Consider the following 17139-nt stretch of genomic DNA (forward strand, 5'->3'; position numbering starts at 1 on the left):
AGTCGTTATGAGGATGAATGCAGATACGGCTCCCCATCAGGAGAGCCGTAAAGAGAGTGATTAACGCATCTCGCGGTCGTCAACGTACTGACGTTTATCCGGCGCTGGTGGGAAGTACTGATACAGCCAGGTTTCGCTGATGGCGTCACCCTGACAACGCAGGAACATACGCATATCTACCGGATCGGTTGAGTCAGAGGTCGGATACCAGTCAAACTGAATGCGATAACCGTCGATTGGTTCCACGTAGAGGATCTCAATCTGTTTCGCTTCACCGCTTGAGAGCGTAATCACCGGTTCAATGCCTTTCGGCGCAGCAGCTTTTAGATCGCCACCAACAAAATCAACGGCAAAACGGCGCGCCCATTTTTCCGGGTAGTGCTCGCCCGGTGCCCATCCTTCCGGAAAACCGCCCATGCCTGTCCGGGTCGCCATCACGCGAGCCAGCGGTGAACGCACCGGCGGCTGAGCGCTCCAGTACAGGCGATATTTGAATTCCAGCTCATCGCCGGCTTTGATCTTCTTCTCAGGCTGCCAGAAGCAGACAACGTTATCCAGCGTTTCGCCGGTCGTCGGGATCTCCATCAGGCCGATGGTCCCCTTGCCCCACTGGTTTCGCGGTTCGACCCACAGGCTTGGACGCTTGTTATACCAGCCCATGATGTCCTGGTAATGGGAGAAGTCGCGATCGAGTTGCAGCAAGCCAAACCCTTTCGGGTTGTTATCGGTATAGGCGTTGAACTGCAGCTTTTGCGGGTTATTCAGCGGGCGGCATATCCACTCGCCATTGCCCCGCCACATCGCCAGACGATCGGAGTCATGAATTTGCGGGTGAACAGTGTCGCACATCCGACGCTCATTGTTGCCGCAGCTGAACATGCTGGTCATCGGCGCAATGCCGAGCTGTTTGATGTCTTTGCGCGCATAGATGTGGTTTTGTACATCCATAATCACCTGCGTTTTCTCGCAGTGGATCACGAACTTGAATGCACCGGTTACGCTTGGGCTGTCGAGAAGTGCATACACGGTAAAGGAGGTTGCGCCCGGATTAACCGTCTCGAACCAGAAAGAGGTGAAATCAGGAAACTCTTCTTTGCTGTCGGTGTAGGTATCTACCGCCAGACCGCGGGCCGATAAACCGTACTGATAGGTGTCATCCACGGCGCGGAAATAGCTGGCCCCCAGGAAAGAAACGACATCGCGGCGGGCCAGTTCTGGCGCTTTAAAAACACGGAACCCGGCGAATCCGAGGTCAGTCTGCCCTTCCAGCTGTTTGGTATCCACGCCCGCATCGTTATATTTAAACAGTTCCGGACGGAAGTGAATTTCACGCGCCATATGCGTACTGCCATCAACCGAGAACATGCGTACACGGCGACGAAAACCCATTCCCACGTGGAAGAACTGCGCATCAAGCTGACGATTTTCAACGTTATTCCACAGAGACTGCTCTGCGTCATATTGAATGCTGTTGTAGGCCTGCGGCGTCAGTTTCGCCAGCGTGTCCGGTAACGCGCGCGGTGCGCCGCCCCAGGGTTTCTGTGCTAAGTCATGGGCCATCGATTGCAGAACGGAAAAATCAAAACGTACGGTTTTTCCGTCTGCAATGTCAGACTCTGCCGCAAAGGCGGCGCGGGAAAAGAGTGATGCAATACCACTGGTTCCGCACACGGCGGCCATTGCCATTGAACCTTTAATAAATCGTCTGCGATTCATGCCTGAAAGTGAGTCCTTCTGGTCGTGTAAATGGTCCCGCGCCGGTCAAAATCAGCGGCAAGAGAGTGCACATTTCTGACCGCTCACTCTAGACAAAATTCATTAATAATCCAATTGTTGGTCGCCGATTATCTGTACAAAATCGAAAATATTTTATGTCGATGGGAACAGACCGAATCCCATGTAAATTCCATTAAAGTAAACCACACCGACGTTTACTTCGCTCTTGCGCCTCCTGATACAGCGCAAACTCATCATAAACCGCGCAACCCATCGCCTGTTCAAACGCGTCGCGGCTGGAATTCCCGCGGCTGCGAGCCTGCGTTTCATTCCCCAGATTGGACTGGAAAATCCCTGCGGCGCTCACCGGTAAAAAATCTTCGTAAGTGATGGGTTGCGCAACCAGCCACCCTCGCTCAATGAGCGGTTGCGGGTCGTCATCCGGACGGATTGCCTGGCGATGCGCTTCGCCTGATGGCGTCAGCCGATAACGAAACCAGGCGAGTCCCTGCTGGCGCAGCAGAAACTCACTGTCCGGGAACGCCTTGAACACCTCCTGAAGATGTAACTGGTGCGTCAGATTGTCTTTCCCCGTTCCCGCTTTATTCAGCAATTCGTCGTATAACGCTCTGCCTTTCGGCGTCAGGGCCACACCGCGCTGTTCGATTTCACCGAAACGTGCCGTGTGAGTGCCGCGCATTTCACCGGCAAACAACACCGGTTCTTCCAGCGCTTTGAAACTCGTCTGACGTAATAAAATGGGCACCTCGCGGCGTGGCGGCCCTTCAATCAGTATTTTCGGTTCAATGCCGCATTCCGGCATCATCGACTGCACCCGGTCGATATCCAGCGTACGCGGCGTCAGGTGGTTGATATGGCAACCGGGGAAACACACTACATCAGCAATCAGCCTGTGTTCGTTATGCAATGCGTGATAGGTCTCTTCATCGACCGTGGCGTGCTGATGCCAGCGGAATGTTTCCAGCGCTTCATGCACAAACTCTTGCGCCTGTTCAGATGTAAAACTGCCCTGCGCATCAAATTCATCCAGCAGCTCGTGACAACGGCGAGTGAAAATATCGCGTTTCGCGAGGATCTCAGCGGCTTTTTGCCGCAGCGCGGCGTTTTCGATTAGTTCGAGCCGTAATAACGAGGTGAATACCCGAAACGGGTTGCGCGATAGCGAGGCATCGTCGATGGGACGAAAGGCTGTGGAATGTACGGGGACGCCTGCCTGGGAGAGATCGTAATAACTCACCGGATACATGCCCATAACGGCAAACATTCGGCGCAGCGTAGAAAGCTCCTGCGCGGTACCCACTCGAATAGCGCCATGGCGCTCAACGTTTAGCCGGACCAGTTCATCAGCATTCGCCAGTTTTTCATGCAGCGTCGGATTATTTTCCAGTACCGCCAGATTCACATCAGCGACAAGTTCCAGCAACGTGCCGTATTGCGGGACTTCCTGCTGGTACATTGCTGACATTGCCTGCGAAAATTGTTCCCGAATCTCATCTGCCGTGATGGTGTTCGCCATAATGTCATGCCTCCAGTGAATATTACCTGGAGTGTAGAAAACACCGCTGACTCCGGTGGGAAGAATTTACAAAGTGTGACCCCGCGTAAACTTCCCACCCATATAAATGATGAACAGTACCTACTGACGGGGTTTCAAATGACTTTCCAGCCAGGGGAGCATCTGTTTTTTACGGCTAAGCATACCTTCTACCTTGCAGGGTTGCGGGATGTCTGAAAGTTCTGCTCCAGCAAACCACAGGCTGGTGTCACCCAAATTGATGTCGGTAAGCATCAGCACGACCAACGCAGCATTCTTTTCCTCTGCATAGCGCGCCATTTCCTGACGGAGATCGTCCAGCACCGCATCCACCTGTTGCAGCGCATACAGTTCAAGCTGCGCTACACAGACTGAATGTCCATGGATGGTGAAGGTTTTAATGTCTTTCTGCAAAAGTTCGCGGGCGCTCATCCCTTCCACGCTTGTTTTGGCTGACAGCAGGTCGCGACTGAAAGCGTCAAGATCCACTCCGGTTTTTTGGGCCAGCGCATCAACCGCCAGGCGATCGTCAGTGGTGGTCGTTGGTGAACGAAGCGTGACAGTGTCACTCAATACGGCGCCGAGCAGTAAAATAGCCTCAGCGGAAGATAACTGGTTGCGTTCATCTTCCGTCATCAGTTGCCACAGCAGGGTTGCGCTACTGCCGACGGGCTTCACCCACACTTCCGGTGGCAGACGGGTGACTAACCCACCAAGTCGGTGATGATCGATAATTCCCACCACGTTACTTTCTGTCAACGATTCCGGCCCCTGGGCAGGCTCGGTGAAATCGACCAACCAGACATCACGATCGGTCAGTTCAAACGTCAACCGTTCAGGCATCGTCAGCCCCGCATGCTCAAAGATAAACTGCGTTTCGCGGTTAGGCTCGCCCAAACGCCATGCCGTCGCCTGCTGGCCACGTAAACTAAGCCAACGAGCCGTCATTGCGGCGGTGCAGATGGCATCGCTATCGGGATTAAGGTGCCCTATTACATGTATCATTCATCAGTGCCTTGTGAAGAGAAATCGTTCAAAAGTAAACAATAACCAAAGTATAACGACTGAACATACTCCCTTCCATGATCCCACCACCCAGCAACACTGTACAAAACATAAGCAAAATAAATCAGTTGTAAGTAAAACATGATAAATGTTAATAATATTTTGCTATCAGGTTATCAAAAACAAACAACTTTACTTGTCACCGATACGGCTCTGTTTTTAACATCGCTTATGGAAAAAAATGTTCTGTTCAATCAGCGCATTCGCTTGCGCCATCTTCATACTTTTGTCGCCGTTGCACAGCAGGGAACGTTGGGGCGCGCGGCTGAGACCCTTAACCTGAGTCAACCGGCTCTCTCCAAAACGCTAAATGAACTGGAGCAACTGACCGGCACCCGGCTCTTTGAGCGTGGCCGCCTTGGCGCGCAGTTAACGCTGCCAGGAGAGCAGTTTCTTACCCACGCGGTAAGAGTGCTGGATGCGCTCAACACTGCCGGACAAGCGTTAAATCAGCGCGAAGAATCGCAGACTGATATCGTACGGATTGGGGCCTTACCCACCGCGGCACTGGGCATTCTTCCTGCGGTAATTGGTCCTTTCCACAAGCAGCAAATGGAGACCACGCTACAAGTCGCCACCATGAGCAACCCGATGATTCTGGCAGGTTTAAAATCCGGGGAAATCGACCTTGGCATTGGTCGCATGGCCGATCCGGAATTGATGGTCGGTCTGAATTATGAATTGTTGTTTCTGGAATCACTTAAACTGGTCGTGCGCCCTAACCACCCGTTGTTGCAGGAAACCATCACGTTAAGTCGGGTAATGGAGTGGCCGGTGGTGGTTTCGCCAAAAGGAACCGCGCCTCGCCAGCACGCAGAAGCATTGTTGCAAAGTCAGGGCTGTAAAATGCCGCCTGGCTGCATTGAAACACTGTCAGCATCGCTCTCCCGCCAACTGACGGTTGATTACGACTATGTATGGTTTGTCCCTTCAGGTGCGGTTAGAGAGGATTTACGCCAGGCGACGCTGGTGTCGTTGCCGATACCTACCCACGGGGCGGGTGAACCCATCGGGATTCTTACTCGTGTCGATGTGCAACTCTCTCAGGCCGCGCAGATCCTTATCGCCGCAATACGCAAAACCGTACCTGTTTAATCGTATTGATGATTGGGCCTGTTAGTACCTACAGGCCCAATTCATGTAAATGTTCAATATATGGACGGTGAAACCGTCATAAAACACAGCTAAAAGCGTATTTTTTCTTAAAAGCAATTTAAGCAACACTTATTATTGATGATATCTCTGTCGAATAATGGCGGACGAAATCCCCGACACAAACTTACATCTAAAAATTTCTCCTTGGAATTCAATGAAGAATAAAAAATCAATCCAATTAAGTTAATTTCATATTACATTAAATAATTAGCTATTACCTCTAAAAAAATTCTTAAAAAACACTAACCTCAGCTTCACCCGCTATTCAGTCAGAATCTCACGACATATAATGTTTTCGCCATTTAATTTGTTATTAAGGAAAATAACGTGAAATTTGTTAATTGTTTAAGCGCAGTAACGCTTCTGGTCGCAGGTGCTACTTTTCAGGCCCAAGCGGCTGGTTCTGATTCTGCAAACATTGATTTTTCAGGAAATATTACATCATCAACCTGTGATGTCAGTATTGATGGTATTTCTGCTTCCAAAGAGGTCAAACTGCCAGATATCACTGTTCCTGCGATGCAAGCGGCTGTCAGTAGTCCTGCGATGAAAACCAAATTTCAGATCACCGTTAAAAACTGCGCCACTGAACCAGCGGGTGGTAAAGTAAAAGGGCAATTTTCAACAACCGGTAATTACAATAGCACCAGCAAAGCATTGTTAAACGCTGCCGCAGGAGATAAAGATGCGGGTTTCCAGGTAGAAGATACCGCAACCAGTACCATTATCGATTTTACATCAGCCACACCGCAATCTGAAGCCACGGTAATGACTCCAACTTATTGATAGTGTTTTATGTTCAGATAATGCCCGATGACTTTGTCATGCAGCTCCACCGATTTTGAGAACGACAGCGACTTCCGTCCCAGCCGTGCCAGGTGCTGCCTCAGATTCAGGTTATGCCGCTCAATTCGCTGCGTATATCGCTTGCTGATTACGTGCAGCTTTCCCTTCAGGCGGGATTCATACAGCGGCCAGCCATCCGTCATCCATATCACCACGTCAAAGGGTGACAGCAGGCTCATAAGACGCCCCAGCGTCGCCATAGTGCGTTCACCGAATACGTGCGCAACAACCGTCTTCCGGAGCCTGTCATACGCGTAAAACAGCCAGCGCTGGCGCGATTTAGCCCCGACGTATCCCCACTGTTCGTCCATTTCCGCGCAGACGATGACGTCACTGCCCGGCTGTATGCGCGAGGTTACCGACTGCGGCCTGAGTTTTTTAAATGGCGGAAAATCGTGTTGAGGCCAACGCCCATAATGCGGGCGGTTGCCCGGCATCCAACGCCATTCATGGCCATATCAATGATTTTCTGGTGCGTACCGGGTTGAGAAGCGGTGTAAGTGAACTGCAGTTGCCATGTTTTACGGCAGTGAGAGCAGAGATAGCGCTGATGTCCGGCGGTGCTTTTGCCGTTACGCACCACCCCGTCAGTAGCTGAACAGGAGGGACAGCTGATAGAAACAGAAGCCACTGGAGCACCTCAAAAACACCATCATACACTAAATCAGTAAGTTGGCAGCATCACCCCAGTGGTAGTACAAAATATAGCTACAACAGAGTTTTTTTTCCAACGAGTATACCTGGAATATATTATAACATTTACATAGCTAAGGAAGGTGCGAATAAGCAGGTCATTTCTTCCCAAGCTGACTCGCTGATTAAAATTTCGCGGATCTGGGCCGATTTTTTTCCCGCAAACACATCGAATCAGCCTATTTAGGCTATTTTTTCCACCATTTCTGGCGTTATTTCCGGTTTTTACTGAGATCTCTCCCACTGACGTATCATTTGGTCCACCCGAAACAGGTTGGCCAGGGTGAATAACATCGCCAGTTGGTTATCGTTTTTCAGCAGCCCCTTGTATCTGGCTTTCACGAAGCCGAACTGCCGCTTGATGATGCGAAACGGGTGCTCCACCTTGGCACGGATGCTGGCTTTCATGTATTCGATGTTGATGGCCGTTTTGTTCTTGCGCGGATGCTGCTTCAAGGTTTTTACCTTGCCGGGACGCTCGGCGATCAGCCAGTCAACATCCACCTCGGCCAGCTCCTCGCGCTGTGGCGCTCCTTGGTAGCCGGCATCGGCTGAGACAAATTGCTCCTCTCCATGAAGCAGATTACACAGCTGATTGAGGTCATGCTCGTTGGCCGCGGTGGTAACTAGGCTGTGGGTCAGGCCACTCTTGGCATCGACACCAATGTGGGCTTTCATGCCAAAGTGCCACTGATTGCCTTTCTTGGTCTGATGCATCTCCGGATCGCGTTGCTGCTCTTTGTTCTTGGTAGAGCTGGGTGCCTCAATGATGGTGGCATCCACCAAAGTGCCTTGGGTCATCATGACGCCTGCTTCGGCCAGCCAGCGATTGATGGTCTTGAACAATTGACGGGCCAGTTGATGCTGCTCGAGCAGGTGGCGAAAATTCATGATGGTGGTGCGATCCGGCAGGGCGCTATCCAGGGATAATCGGGCAAACAGGCGCATGGAGGCGATTTCGTACAGGGCATCTTCCATGGCACCGTCGCTCAGGTTGTACCAATGCTGCATGCAGTAAATACGCAGCATGGTCTCCAGCGGATAGGGCCGTCGGCCATTGCCCGCCTTGGGATAAAACGGCTCGATGACAGCGGTCATATTCTGCCATGGCAGAATCTGCTCCATGCGGGAGAGGAAAATCTCTTTTCGGGTCTGACGGCGCTTAGTGCTGAATTCACTATCGGCGAAGGTGAGTTGATGGCTCATGATGTCCCTCTGGGATGCGCTCCGGATGAATATGATGATCTCATATCAGGAACTTGTTCGCACCTTCCCTAATTCTATTAATGCTACTTATACAGCTTACATTCCGTCTAATACGAGTTGGACACGTGAGATCGATAATGCCGCAGAAGGAGGTTTTCCTGTTGGATTATACATCGAAGTTTGGCAGCGTGGGGTGGTTTCCTCAATAGGTAATGGTGAAGCGCATCCTGTTATAAATGGTGAAGTAGGCAGGTTTAAAGCAGGGAATGAAGATGTAAGTAGTCAACAGGTTGTCGCTACAGTAAACGCATCTTCATTCACCGTAAAATTCGCCACGCCAACCTGTAATTTATCCGTATCCCCCACCACCATCGACTTTGGCGATGTGGGTAATGACAAACCACGAAAAACCTTCACCTTGAAAAATAGCAACTGCGTTAATGCTTCAGGGGTTACCCTTAAACTGACGTCGACCAAAGCGGCTTATGATAATAGCGGGTTGTCTATTCTCGCCAATACCACAACTGGCACCTCAGCAGCGGGCGGACGGGGAGTGGCGGTTTCTTACGAGGGATCGTCCCGGCAATATCTGTCGGCGAATGACACAACTTCTTCAGTGTCCATCGACTTTGGTTCCATCGTAACGGCGAAAGATATCACCATGGCCGGGTTACTCACCTGCACCTCCGCCAGCAATAACAGTACCTGCGATGACTACACCCCTGGCGCGTTCACCGCAGCGGGAACTATTAGTGCCACGTACAAATAGATAGTAAATCCGGTAATACAAAGGATCGTATTACCGGATGGCTGGCCTGTCAGAATGTTTCCCAGTTATCCGTATTTACCGTGTTTGATTTTGGCAGTGAAACCGATGGATGAACGGCAGGTGTAACGCGTCTAATTGCGCTTGTCCCGGTTAAACGGAATGTGCCGACGGCTTCCGTTAAGCGTGCGGCCTGCTCTTCAAGAGAGGCCGCAGCAGCCGATGCTTCTTCAACCAATGAGGCGTTTTGCTGCGTGACCTTATCCATCTCTGAAATCGCCTGGCTTACCTGGACGATGCCCCGGCTTTGTTCATCAGAGGCCGCCGCAATTTCCAGCATAATGTCGGTCACGCGTTTTACCGCATCGACAATATCCGTCATCGTATTGCCCGCCGCGACGACTTCTCCAGAGCCCTGGTCAATCAGTCGGACAGATTCGCTGATCAATCCTTCTATCTCTTTTGCCGCCTGAGCGCTGCGGCTTGCCAGCGTACGCACCTCACTAGCCACCACTGCAAACCCACGCCCCTGCTCTCCTGCCCGCGCCGCCTCAACCGCCGCGTTCAGCGCCAGGATATTGGTCTGGAAGGCAATGCTGTTAATAACGGCGGTAATTTCAGAGATTTTCTTCGAGCTGGTTGAGATATTGCCCATGGTTTTCACCACACCAGAGACCATCTGACCGCCCCGGCTGGCCTTGCCGGACGCATCTTCCGCCAGCGTACTCGCATGATGCGCGTTGTCGGCGTTTTGCTTCACCGTAGCCGTCAGCTCTTCCATGCTGGCCGCCGTTTGTTCAATCGCCGCGGCCTGTTGTTCGGTACGTGAAGACAGATCGGTATTACCCGCCGAAATCTCACTGGTACCGCGGTAGATTTCTTCCGCGCCCTGACGTACCGTGCCCACTGTTTTCGCCAGCGACCGTTGCATTGTCTGCAGATGACGGCTCAGGCGCCCAATTTCGCTGCGCCCGGTTGGTTCCTCTGGCATTGTCAGGTCCCCTTCTGAAATTTGCTCAATGCGCTGGGCCGCACGTAACAGAGGATGAATAACGGTACGGCGCAGAACAATAAACGTCATCACGGTCAGTGCCAGCGCAAGAACGAATGCCCCCAGCATAAAGGCCATGCCAAGCTGTGTACGTTGGTGCGCCTGTTCGCTTAACTGATTCGCCCTGGCGGTACGAATATCGATCGCCTTTAACAATACCTTGTTGTAAGCAGAGTCCAGCGGTCTGGCCTGTTCATTTTCATGGTTGATGATCGCCTCGAACATGCCGTTTTTAGCGTACTTGAGCATAGGCTGTAAGCCATCGATATAGGCTTTGAAATTGGCGCTCAGTTCAGCGTCTAACGCCTCTCCGGCAGTAGTTTTCACCGCACGAGCCATATAAGTATTGAAACCGTCCTGCGATTGCTTAATACGTTTTTCTGCCTCGGCAATATTGGCCTTCATGTCATCCATTTCAGCAATACGGCTCGCCGCACCAGCATGGATCATGTTGATGCGCGCGGTGCGTAAGTGGTTAGAGCTGTTAGATAACCCCATCCGGACCTGAATCTCATCGGTTACATCGCGCTGATCGCGATCGGCCTGCATAAGAAAATAACCTGCCAGCCCGGAACTTAAGGCGAATAGCAGAAGGATGCCACCGAGAATGGAGGAAAACAGCGGAACCAGCCGGATTTGATGCAGAAAGCCCAGTTTATGCAGGGCTTGCATCGATGTAGTGTTGTCCATGACCGTCGACTCTCTTGTAGGGTTTATGCGTGAAAACACGCCCGTTAGATAGTCATCGGCAATCCGGGAAGTTTACTTACCGTGAAAAGCGCCGGATTCGTCACACTTTCACAACATAATTCTAAAAAATTCAGGAAAGTGCCAGCGGTGAAATCCGCTGGCCAATGAATCAGTTATCACCAAAATGGATAACGGTACGGATGGATTTACCCTGATGCATTAAATCGAACGCTTCGTTAATCTGCTCCAGAGGCAGGCGATGCGTAATAAACGGATCTAACTGAATTTTTCCGCTCATTGCTTCTTCGACCATACCCGGCAACTGAGTGCGCCCTTTTACGCCGCCAAACGCGGAACCGCGCCACACGCGACCGGTTACTAACTGGAACGGACGTGTTTTGATCTCCTGACCGGCACCCGCCACCCCAATGATGATGCTTTCGCCCCACCCTTTATGGCAACACTCCAGCGCCGCACGCATCACGTTAACGTTGCCGATACACTCAAAGCTAAAGTCCACGCCACCGTCGGTGAGCTCAACAATCACGTCCTGCACCGGCTTATCGTAATCGTTTGGGTTGATGAAATCGGTCGCGCCCATTTCACCAGCCAATTTGAATTTCTCCGGATTGGTATCAACAGCCAGAATACGCCCGGCTTTTGCCTGCACTGCGCCCTGAATCACCGCCAGGCCAATACCGCCCAGACCAAATACGGCTACGGTATCGCCTTCCTTCACTTTCGCGGTGTTATGGACCGCTCCGATACCGGTGGTCACGCCACATCCCAGCAGACACACTTTATCCAGCGGAGCCTGCGGGTTAACCTTCGCCAGCGAGATCTCTGCGCAAACGGTATATTCGCTGAAGGTACTGGTGCCCATATAGTGATAAATCGGCTCGCCGTTATAGGAGAAGCGCGTTGTGCCATCAGGCATCAGACCTTTGCCCTGTGTCGCCCGCACGGCCTGACACAAGTTAGTTTTACCCGATTTACAGAACTTGCACTCGCCGCACTCTGCGGTGTACAGCGGGATCACATGATCGCCCGGTTTCAGGCTGGTGACGCCTTCCCCCACTTCAACCACAATGCCGCCGCCTTCATGGCCCAGTACCGCCGGGAACACGCCTTCCGGATCGTCGCCTGAGAGCGTAAAAGCGTCAGTATGGCACACGCCGGTGTGGGTAATTTTAACCAGCACTTCACCTTTCTTTGGTGGTGCGACGTCGATTTCAACAATTTTTAACGGTTGGCCGGGGCCAAATGCAACTGCTGCACGTGATTTCATTTGTCTCTTCCCATTATTGCAAGGTGATGGTGTTATTTTAGATAAGCACGCAGAAGATGGCCGATCTCAGCCATGCGCACAGCTCGCTGGTCTGGTGTTGTCTCCCCACTGACCAGTTCATCTTTCAGGTGGATCTCAACCATTTCGCCCATCAGACCATTGGATGCGCCGCGTACGGCGGCAATTTGTTGCAGGATCGACAGGCATGGTTCGCCAGATTCCAGTGCGCGCTCAAGCGCATCAACCTGACCGCGAATACGGCGTACACGAGTGAGAATGCGTTTTTTATCTTCGGGTGAATGCGGCATACGCCCTCCATATACTATAGGGGGGTATACTATCAGAATTTTTATGTAATTGTAAAAAACTAACATCTATTTAATGAGGGGGTGACGACCAGGCCTCGTCAGATGAGCCCTGGTCGCCAGGTCACTGAATGGCTTTCTGAACTAATTTTTCCAGATTTTTTAAGGGTTGAATTGCCGCAGTATCTGGTCCATAAGTCTGTAATATCTCAACCGGGTGATATCCAACTACTACACGTCCATCCGACTCTTCCCGAATCAATACTCTAAAGGGAAGGTCGAGCGCCATATCAGGATATGCCTGCATTAATGATGTGCCACCTTTAGGATTGCCAAAAATAATGACGGTTGTGGGTAACATGGTTAGTCCAGCATTTTTAGCCTCTTTCGCATGATCAAATTCTCCAAAAAAAACAAGATTATTACTCTCAATGGCAGCAATGAGATGCTCTCTGGTCTGCTGGTAATTATAAGTACTATACGTTTTGATCATAGTATTCCCGGTGTTGGCAGCATGACTGGTTACCGTCATAAGCAGATACAATGCAGCTGTAATAAATATATTTTTTAGAGACCGAAGCATCACAACATCCTTAATTTAACGATAGTCTGGAAAGCTATCTAAGACCAGCGGATACTTTGCCGGTATAATCTCTCTCGTGCTGATTCTGTGCAAGGATACACTTGGCAGAATGCACCATCGCAATAAGACCCGCAGCCATCATTATCGTGTCTTTTAAGACCAGTCGCCCGGCGCCAGAAAGATAGGGAAACCCGGTGTGAGAATCCTGGCCACTTACCCATGTTTCTGGTGTAAATATCAGGAATGTCAGAGTGACAAAAGGAGTTAAGAAGGCAAGTGTTGCCCCCCAAAAGCCGATTTTTGGTGACACATAATGAGCAAGGATTAATAATGAAAAAATGACTTCAACAATACCAAGTCCGGTAGAGTACCCATAAGTATTATTCGCATGATGCCATGCGCGGTTAGCCTCTATTAATTCGCCCTCATGGTTCATAAACTGAGTATAATTACTCGGATCGTTATAAAAGAAAGACATAAATGGGCTATTAGCTACAAAAGGAACGATGCTATCTGCTTCATAGGGAATGAACTTCAACAATCCTATCCACATAAATACAATGGCAATAGAAATGCGACAAAGATTTATTCCCACGTTTTCTTTCGTTGAAACATATTGGTATAGTTTATCCATCATATCCAGAGGTCCTGTGTTGTAGAAATCACGACCTTTATAACCTTGTTATTTATATGACTATATGTTCAGGAATCTATAATTTTTGTTTGATCGTCTGTAAAGGTCAAAATATAGACTATGGATAAGTTCGGTTGAGTGGAATGAACTCCTTGTTTTCGGTTTGGCTATCAAACTACTCGTAGCAAATCGTTGTATAACGTGGTGAAAGCATGTCTCTCTTCATCGCCCACGGTTGCTGTATCCCTTGTCCGGCAAAGCAGAGCGTTCCTTTACCCTTTTCCCAGATACCTCCATCAGTTTATCGCTGTTACGCCGCGGCGTTAGGTTGTCGTCAAAAAGATTCAGTTCACCGTACGTATCGGCAACCAACCTGACATGATCAATTTTTACCAATCCATACCCCAGGCTTACAGCATTAATATGCTCCCACGTCAATAACCACTAAAAGTTAATGGTTTATAAAACAATTTAACCTTACAATAACCATACTTTTTCATGTCTTAAGTTTAAGCTGGAGAAAAAAATGGAGCTCAGCCGGAGGCAGTTCTTTCGAATCTGCGCGGGCGGTATGGCAGGAACAACTGTTGCATCTCTCGGATTCTTATCATCTTTTTCCGTTCACGCGGAAACCCGTCAATACAAACTCTTAAAAGCAAAAGAGACACGTAATAACTGTACGTACTGCTCAGTAGGCTGCGGCATGCTGATGTACAGCCTTGGCGATACAGCCAAAAACGTCAAAGAAAGTATCTACCATATTGAGGGCGATCCGGATCATCCGGTGAGCCGTGGATCGTTGTGCCCTAAAGGCGCTGGCGTGCTGGATTATATTCATAGTGAAACCCGTCTGCAGTATCCCGAATATCGCGCACCGGGTTCGGATAAATGGCAGCGTATTAGCTGGGATGATGCGATTAATCGTATTGCCCGACTTATGAAAGATGACCGCGATGCCAACTTTATTGAGAAAAATGCCCAGGGCGTTACCGTCAACCGATGGTCCACCACGGGCATGCTATGCTCCTCAGCGGCAAGTAATGAAACCGGGATCCTCGACGGTAAATTTGCTCGCGGACTAGGTATGGTCGCTATCGACTGTCAGGCACGGTTATGTCATGGCCCCACCGTTGCTGCTCTTGCACCAACGTTTGGACGTGGTGCGATGACCAACAACTGGGTCGATATTAAAAATGCCAACGTAGTGCTTATTATGGGCGGTAATGCCGCTGAGGCACATCCGGTAGGCTTTAAATGGGTAGTCGAAGCGCAAACTAAAAACGACGCCACCGTGGTGGTTGTCGACCCGCGTTTTAACCGTAGTGCCGCCGTCGCCGATCTGTATGCGCCAATACGCGCGGGTTCCGACACCGCATTCCTGCTCGGTGTAATCCGTTATCTGCTCGAAAACAACCAGGTGCAGCACGACTATGTGCGCCATTACACTAACGCCAGCCTGATTATCCGTGATGACTATCAGTTCGACGACGGCTTGTTCAGTGGCTATGACGATAAAAAGCGCCAGTACGATAAATCGAGCTGGTTCTATCAGCTTGACGAACAGGGTAATGCCCTGCGTGATGAAACATTGTCTCATCCACGCTGCGTGTGGAATTTGCTGAAAGCCCACGTCGACCGCTATACGCCAGAAATGGTTAACCGGTTGTGTGGGACCTCAGTGGCAGATTTCAATCGTATCTGCGAAATTCTCGCCAGCACCAGCGTGCCTGACCGCACCGCTACTATTCTGTATGCGTTGGGTTGGACACACCACTCCGCCGGGGCACAGATTATCCGCGCCGCCGCTATGCTCCAGTTGCTACTGGGCAATATAGGCATGGCGGGCGGTGGCGTTAACGCCTTACGTGGCCACTCCAATATTCAGGGCTATACCGATCTTGGCTTGTTGTCGACGAACCTGCCGGGCTATATGCCGCTGCCGTCGGAAAAACAGCCAGACTACCAGACCTATATTTCGCAAATCACGCCGCCTGCGCTAGGCGTGAATGAGGTCAATTACTGGCAAAATACGCCGAAGTTCTTTGTTAGCATGATGAAAAGTTTCTGGGGCGACAATGCAACAGTGGAAAATAACTGGGGCTACGACTGGCTACCTAAATGGGATCGCCTGTATGACGTAATGACCCAGGCTGAATTGATGCTCGAAGGGAAGATTAATGGTTACATCGTTCAGGGCTTCAATCCGCTGGCGGCGTTTCCAGATAAAAACAAATCAACTCGCGCGCTTTCAAAACTGAAATATATGGTGGTTATCGATCCGCTGGTCACTGAGTCGTCCAATTTTTGGCAAAATCATGGCGAGATGAACGATGTAAACCCGGCAGATATTCAGACCGAAGTTTTCCGTCTGCCCTCTTCCTGCTTTGCTGAAGAAAATGGTTCAATCGCTAACTCCGGGCGTTGGTTGCAGTGGCACTGGGCTGCGGCAGAACCACCAGGTGAAGCCTTACATGACGGGAAGATCCTTGGTCGCCTGTTTATGCGGCTGCGCGAGTTGTATCAACAGGAAGGTGGAGCGAATCCGCAACCCTTGTTGAATATTGCCTGGAATTATAAAGATCCATACGACCCACACCCAGAAGAGATTGCGCGTGAAGCAAATGGCCAGGCGCTTGAAGACCTTTATGATGACAAAGGCCAGCTTATAGCCAAAAAAGGCCAGCAGCTCAGCAGCTTTGCACAGTTGCGCGATGACGGCTCGACCAGCAGTTTCTGCTGGGTCTACTGCGGAAGCTGGACTGAACAAGGCAACCAGATGGCCAATCGCGACAACAGCGATCCGTATGGTCTGGGCTGCACACCGGGCTGGGCGTGGTCATGGCCTGCCAACCGCCGTATTCTCTACAATCGCGCTTCGGCCGATCCATCAGGAAAACCGTGGGATCCCAAACGAACCCTGCTGCATTGGAATGGCAAAAAATGGGCCGGTATGGACGTAGCCGACTACGGCCAGGCCGCACCGGGCAGCAACGTTGGTCCGTTTATCATGAATCCGGAAGGCGTAGCGCGTCTGTTCTCCATCGACAAAATGAACGACGGGCCATTCCCGGAACATTACGAACCCATTGAGTCGCCTATTGGTACCAACCCGCTGCACCCGGATGTTGTATCCAGCCCAGTTGCGCGTATCTACCATGACGATATCGCCAATATGGGTAAAGCGGATGCCTTCCCGTACGTCGCCACAACTTACTCCATTACCGAACTGTTCCGCCACTAGACCAAACATGCGCTGCTCAACGCCATTGCTCAACCCGATCAATTCATCGAAATCGGTGAGGCGCTGGCGAGCAAAAAAGGCATTGCGGCAGGTGATACGGTGAAAGTGATGTCGAAACGCGGCTTTATCAAAGCGAAGGCGGTGGTCACCAAACGTCTGCAAACGCTGACGATCGATGGTAAGCAAGTCGATACTATCGGTATCCCTTGTCACTGGGGCTTTGAAGGCGCCACACGCAAAGGGTTCCTCGCCAATACGTTAACGCCATCGGTGGGTGACGCGAACTCGCAAACACCGGAGTATAAAGCGTTTCTGGTCAACATCGAGCGAGCGTAAGGAAGGGAA

At 50.8% G+C, this 17139-nt stretch carries 13 protein-coding genes and 2 pseudogenes; 4 read left to right on the forward strand and 11 right to left on the reverse strand.

From position 1 onward, the window contains the following. Positions 1 to 60 precede the first annotated feature (60 nt). The 3 genes from C2U41_RS09520 to C2U41_RS09530 all read right to left on the reverse strand — a co-directional run bounded on the left by C2U41_RS09520 (position 61) and on the right by C2U41_RS09530 (position 4276). Entirely contained in the window at positions 61 to 1716 is a 1656-nt protein-coding gene (locus C2U41_RS09520) for a glucan biosynthesis protein D (RefSeq protein ID WP_103848713.1), read from the reverse strand. A gap of 193 nt (positions 1717 to 1909) precedes the next feature. Further along, a complete protein-coding gene (gene hglS, locus C2U41_RS09525; RefSeq protein ID WP_103848714.1) occupies positions 1910 to 3253 on the reverse strand; it encodes a 2-oxoadipate dioxygenase/decarboxylase HglS in 1344 nt (447 codons plus the stop codon). Between the two features lie 120 nt (positions 3254 to 3373). After that, positions 3374 to 4276: a manganese-dependent inorganic pyrophosphatase gene (locus C2U41_RS09530; protein WP_003020285.1), complete on the reverse strand. Its 903-nt coding sequence runs from the start codon at positions 4274 to 4276 to the stop codon at positions 3374 to 3376. A 231-nt stretch (positions 4277 to 4507) separates the two neighbouring features. On the opposite strand from C2U41_RS09530, the gene pcaQ reads away from it, so the two are divergent. Continuing rightward, on the forward strand, positions 4508 to 5431 hold the full coding sequence (gene pcaQ, locus C2U41_RS09535; RefSeq protein ID WP_003836104.1) for a pca operon transcription factor PcaQ: 924 nt from the start codon (positions 4508 to 4510) through the stop codon (positions 5429 to 5431). Between the two features lie 387 nt (positions 5432 to 5818). Further along, positions 5819 to 6277 carry a fimbrial protein gene (locus tag C2U41_RS09540; protein ID WP_233901293.1) on the forward strand — a complete coding sequence of 153 codons (459 nt, stop codon included), beginning with the start codon at positions 5819 to 5821 and terminating at the stop codon, positions 6275 to 6277. Here C2U41_RS09540 and C2U41_RS09545 read toward each other — a convergent pair. After that, a protein-coding gene (locus tag C2U41_RS09545; RefSeq protein WP_095033700.1) for an IS1-like element IS1B family transposase occupies positions 6271 to 6968 on the reverse strand; the annotation gives its coding sequence in 2 pieces (ribosomal slippage) (positions 6271 to 6719 and positions 6719 to 6968; 699 coding nt in all). The genes C2U41_RS09540 and C2U41_RS09545 overlap by 7 nt on opposite strands. Positions 6969 to 7255: 287 nt before the next feature. Continuing rightward, positions 7256 to 8236 carry an IS5-like element ISKpn26 family transposase gene (locus C2U41_RS09560; protein ID WP_032170067.1) on the reverse strand — a complete coding sequence of 327 codons (981 nt, stop codon included), beginning with the start codon at positions 8234 to 8236 and terminating at the stop codon, positions 7256 to 7258. On the opposite strand from C2U41_RS09560, the gene C2U41_RS09565 reads away from it, so the two are divergent. Continuing rightward, positions 8235 to 9005 (forward strand): hypothetical protein, encoded by a 771-nt coding sequence (locus C2U41_RS09565; protein WP_103849151.1) that lies wholly within the window; start codon positions 8235 to 8237, stop codon positions 9003 to 9005. The genes C2U41_RS09560 and C2U41_RS09565 overlap by 2 nt on opposite strands. Positions 9006 to 9054: 49 nt before the next feature. On the opposite strand, the gene C2U41_RS09570 is transcribed toward C2U41_RS09565, so the two are convergent. From C2U41_RS09570 to C2U41_RS29310, 6 genes and pseudogenes are all read right to left on the reverse strand, one after another. Continuing rightward, positions 9055 to 10743 (reverse strand): methyl-accepting chemotaxis protein, encoded by a 1689-nt coding sequence (locus C2U41_RS09570; protein ID WP_003836088.1) that lies wholly within the window; start codon positions 10741 to 10743, stop codon positions 9055 to 9057. 169 nt (positions 10744 to 10912) lie between these two features. Then, on the reverse strand, positions 10913 to 12031 hold the full coding sequence (locus C2U41_RS09580) for an S-(hydroxymethyl)glutathione dehydrogenase/class III alcohol dehydrogenase (RefSeq protein WP_003020293.1): 1119 nt from the start codon (positions 12029 to 12031) through the stop codon (positions 10913 to 10915). A 32-nt stretch (positions 12032 to 12063) separates the two neighbouring features. After that, entirely contained in the window at positions 12064 to 12339 is a 276-nt protein-coding gene (locus C2U41_RS09585) for a metal/formaldehyde-sensitive transcriptional repressor (RefSeq protein ID WP_003020296.1), read from the reverse strand. A gap of 121 nt (positions 12340 to 12460) precedes the next feature. Continuing rightward, the gene (locus C2U41_RS09590; protein ID WP_008322331.1) at positions 12461 to 12919 is read right to left on the reverse strand and encodes a DUF302 domain-containing protein; all 459 of its coding nucleotides are present in this window, start codon (positions 12917 to 12919) and stop codon (positions 12461 to 12463) included. A gap of 34 nt (positions 12920 to 12953) precedes the next feature. After that, positions 12954 to 13553 carry a reactive chlorine resistance membrane protein RclC gene (rclC, locus tag C2U41_RS09595; RefSeq protein WP_032939118.1) on the reverse strand — a complete coding sequence of 200 codons (600 nt, stop codon included), beginning with the start codon at positions 13551 to 13553 and terminating at the stop codon, positions 12954 to 12956. 175 nt (positions 13554 to 13728) lie between these two features. Next, positions 13729 to 13904, reverse strand: a pseudogene (locus C2U41_RS29310) (DUF4113 domain-containing protein); the annotation flags it as partial. Between the two features lie 175 nt (positions 13905 to 14079). On the opposite strand from C2U41_RS29310, the pseudogene fdnG reads away from it, so the two are divergent. Continuing rightward, positions 14080 to 17130: pseudogene (gene fdnG / locus C2U41_RS09605) on the forward strand (formate dehydrogenase-N subunit alpha). Positions 17131 to 17139 lie beyond the last annotated feature (9 nt).

Source organism: Citrobacter freundii complex sp. CFNIH4 (assembly GCF_002934505.1).
GTDB lineage: Bacteria > Pseudomonadota > Gammaproteobacteria > Enterobacterales > Enterobacteriaceae > Citrobacter > Citrobacter freundii.

Excerpts from the sequence above, each read along its gene's own strand:
- C2U41_RS09530 (WP_003020285.1), bottom strand. The coding sequence starts at position 4,276 with ATGATACATGTAATAGGGCACCTTAATCCCGATAGCGATGCCATCTGC.
- C2U41_RS09565 (WP_103849151.1), top strand. The coding sequence starts at position 8,235 with ATGATGTCCCTCTGGGATGCGCTCCGGATGAATATGATGATCTCATAT.
- C2U41_RS09585 (WP_003020296.1), bottom strand. The coding sequence starts at position 12,339 with ATGCCGCATTCACCCGAAGATAAAAAACGCATTCTCACTCGTGTACGC.
- pcaQ (WP_003836104.1), top strand. The coding sequence starts at position 4,508 with ATGGAAAAAAATGTTCTGTTCAATCAGCGCATTCGCTTGCGCCATCTT.
- C2U41_RS09590 (WP_008322331.1), bottom strand. The coding sequence starts at position 12,919 with ATGCTTCGGTCTCTAAAAAATATATTTATTACAGCTGCATTGTATCTG.
- hglS (WP_103848714.1), bottom strand. The coding sequence starts at position 3,253 with ATGGCGAACACCATCACGGCAGATGAGATTCGGGAACAATTTTCGCAG.
- C2U41_RS09580 (WP_003020293.1), bottom strand. The coding sequence starts at position 12,031 with ATGAAATCACGTGCAGCAGTTGCATTTGGCCCCGGCCAACCGTTAAAA.
- C2U41_RS09570 (WP_003836088.1), bottom strand. The coding sequence starts at position 10,743 with ATGGACAACACTACATCGATGCAAGCCCTGCATAAACTGGGCTTTCTG.
- rclC (WP_032939118.1), bottom strand. The coding sequence starts at position 13,553 with ATGGATAAACTATACCAATATGTTTCAACGAAAGAAAACGTGGGAATA.
- C2U41_RS09560 (WP_032170067.1), bottom strand. The coding sequence starts at position 8,236 with ATGAGCCATCAACTCACCTTCGCCGATAGTGAATTCAGCACTAAGCGC.
- C2U41_RS09520 (WP_103848713.1), bottom strand. The coding sequence starts at position 1,716 with ATGAATCGCAGACGATTTATTAAAGGTTCAATGGCAATGGCCGCCGTG.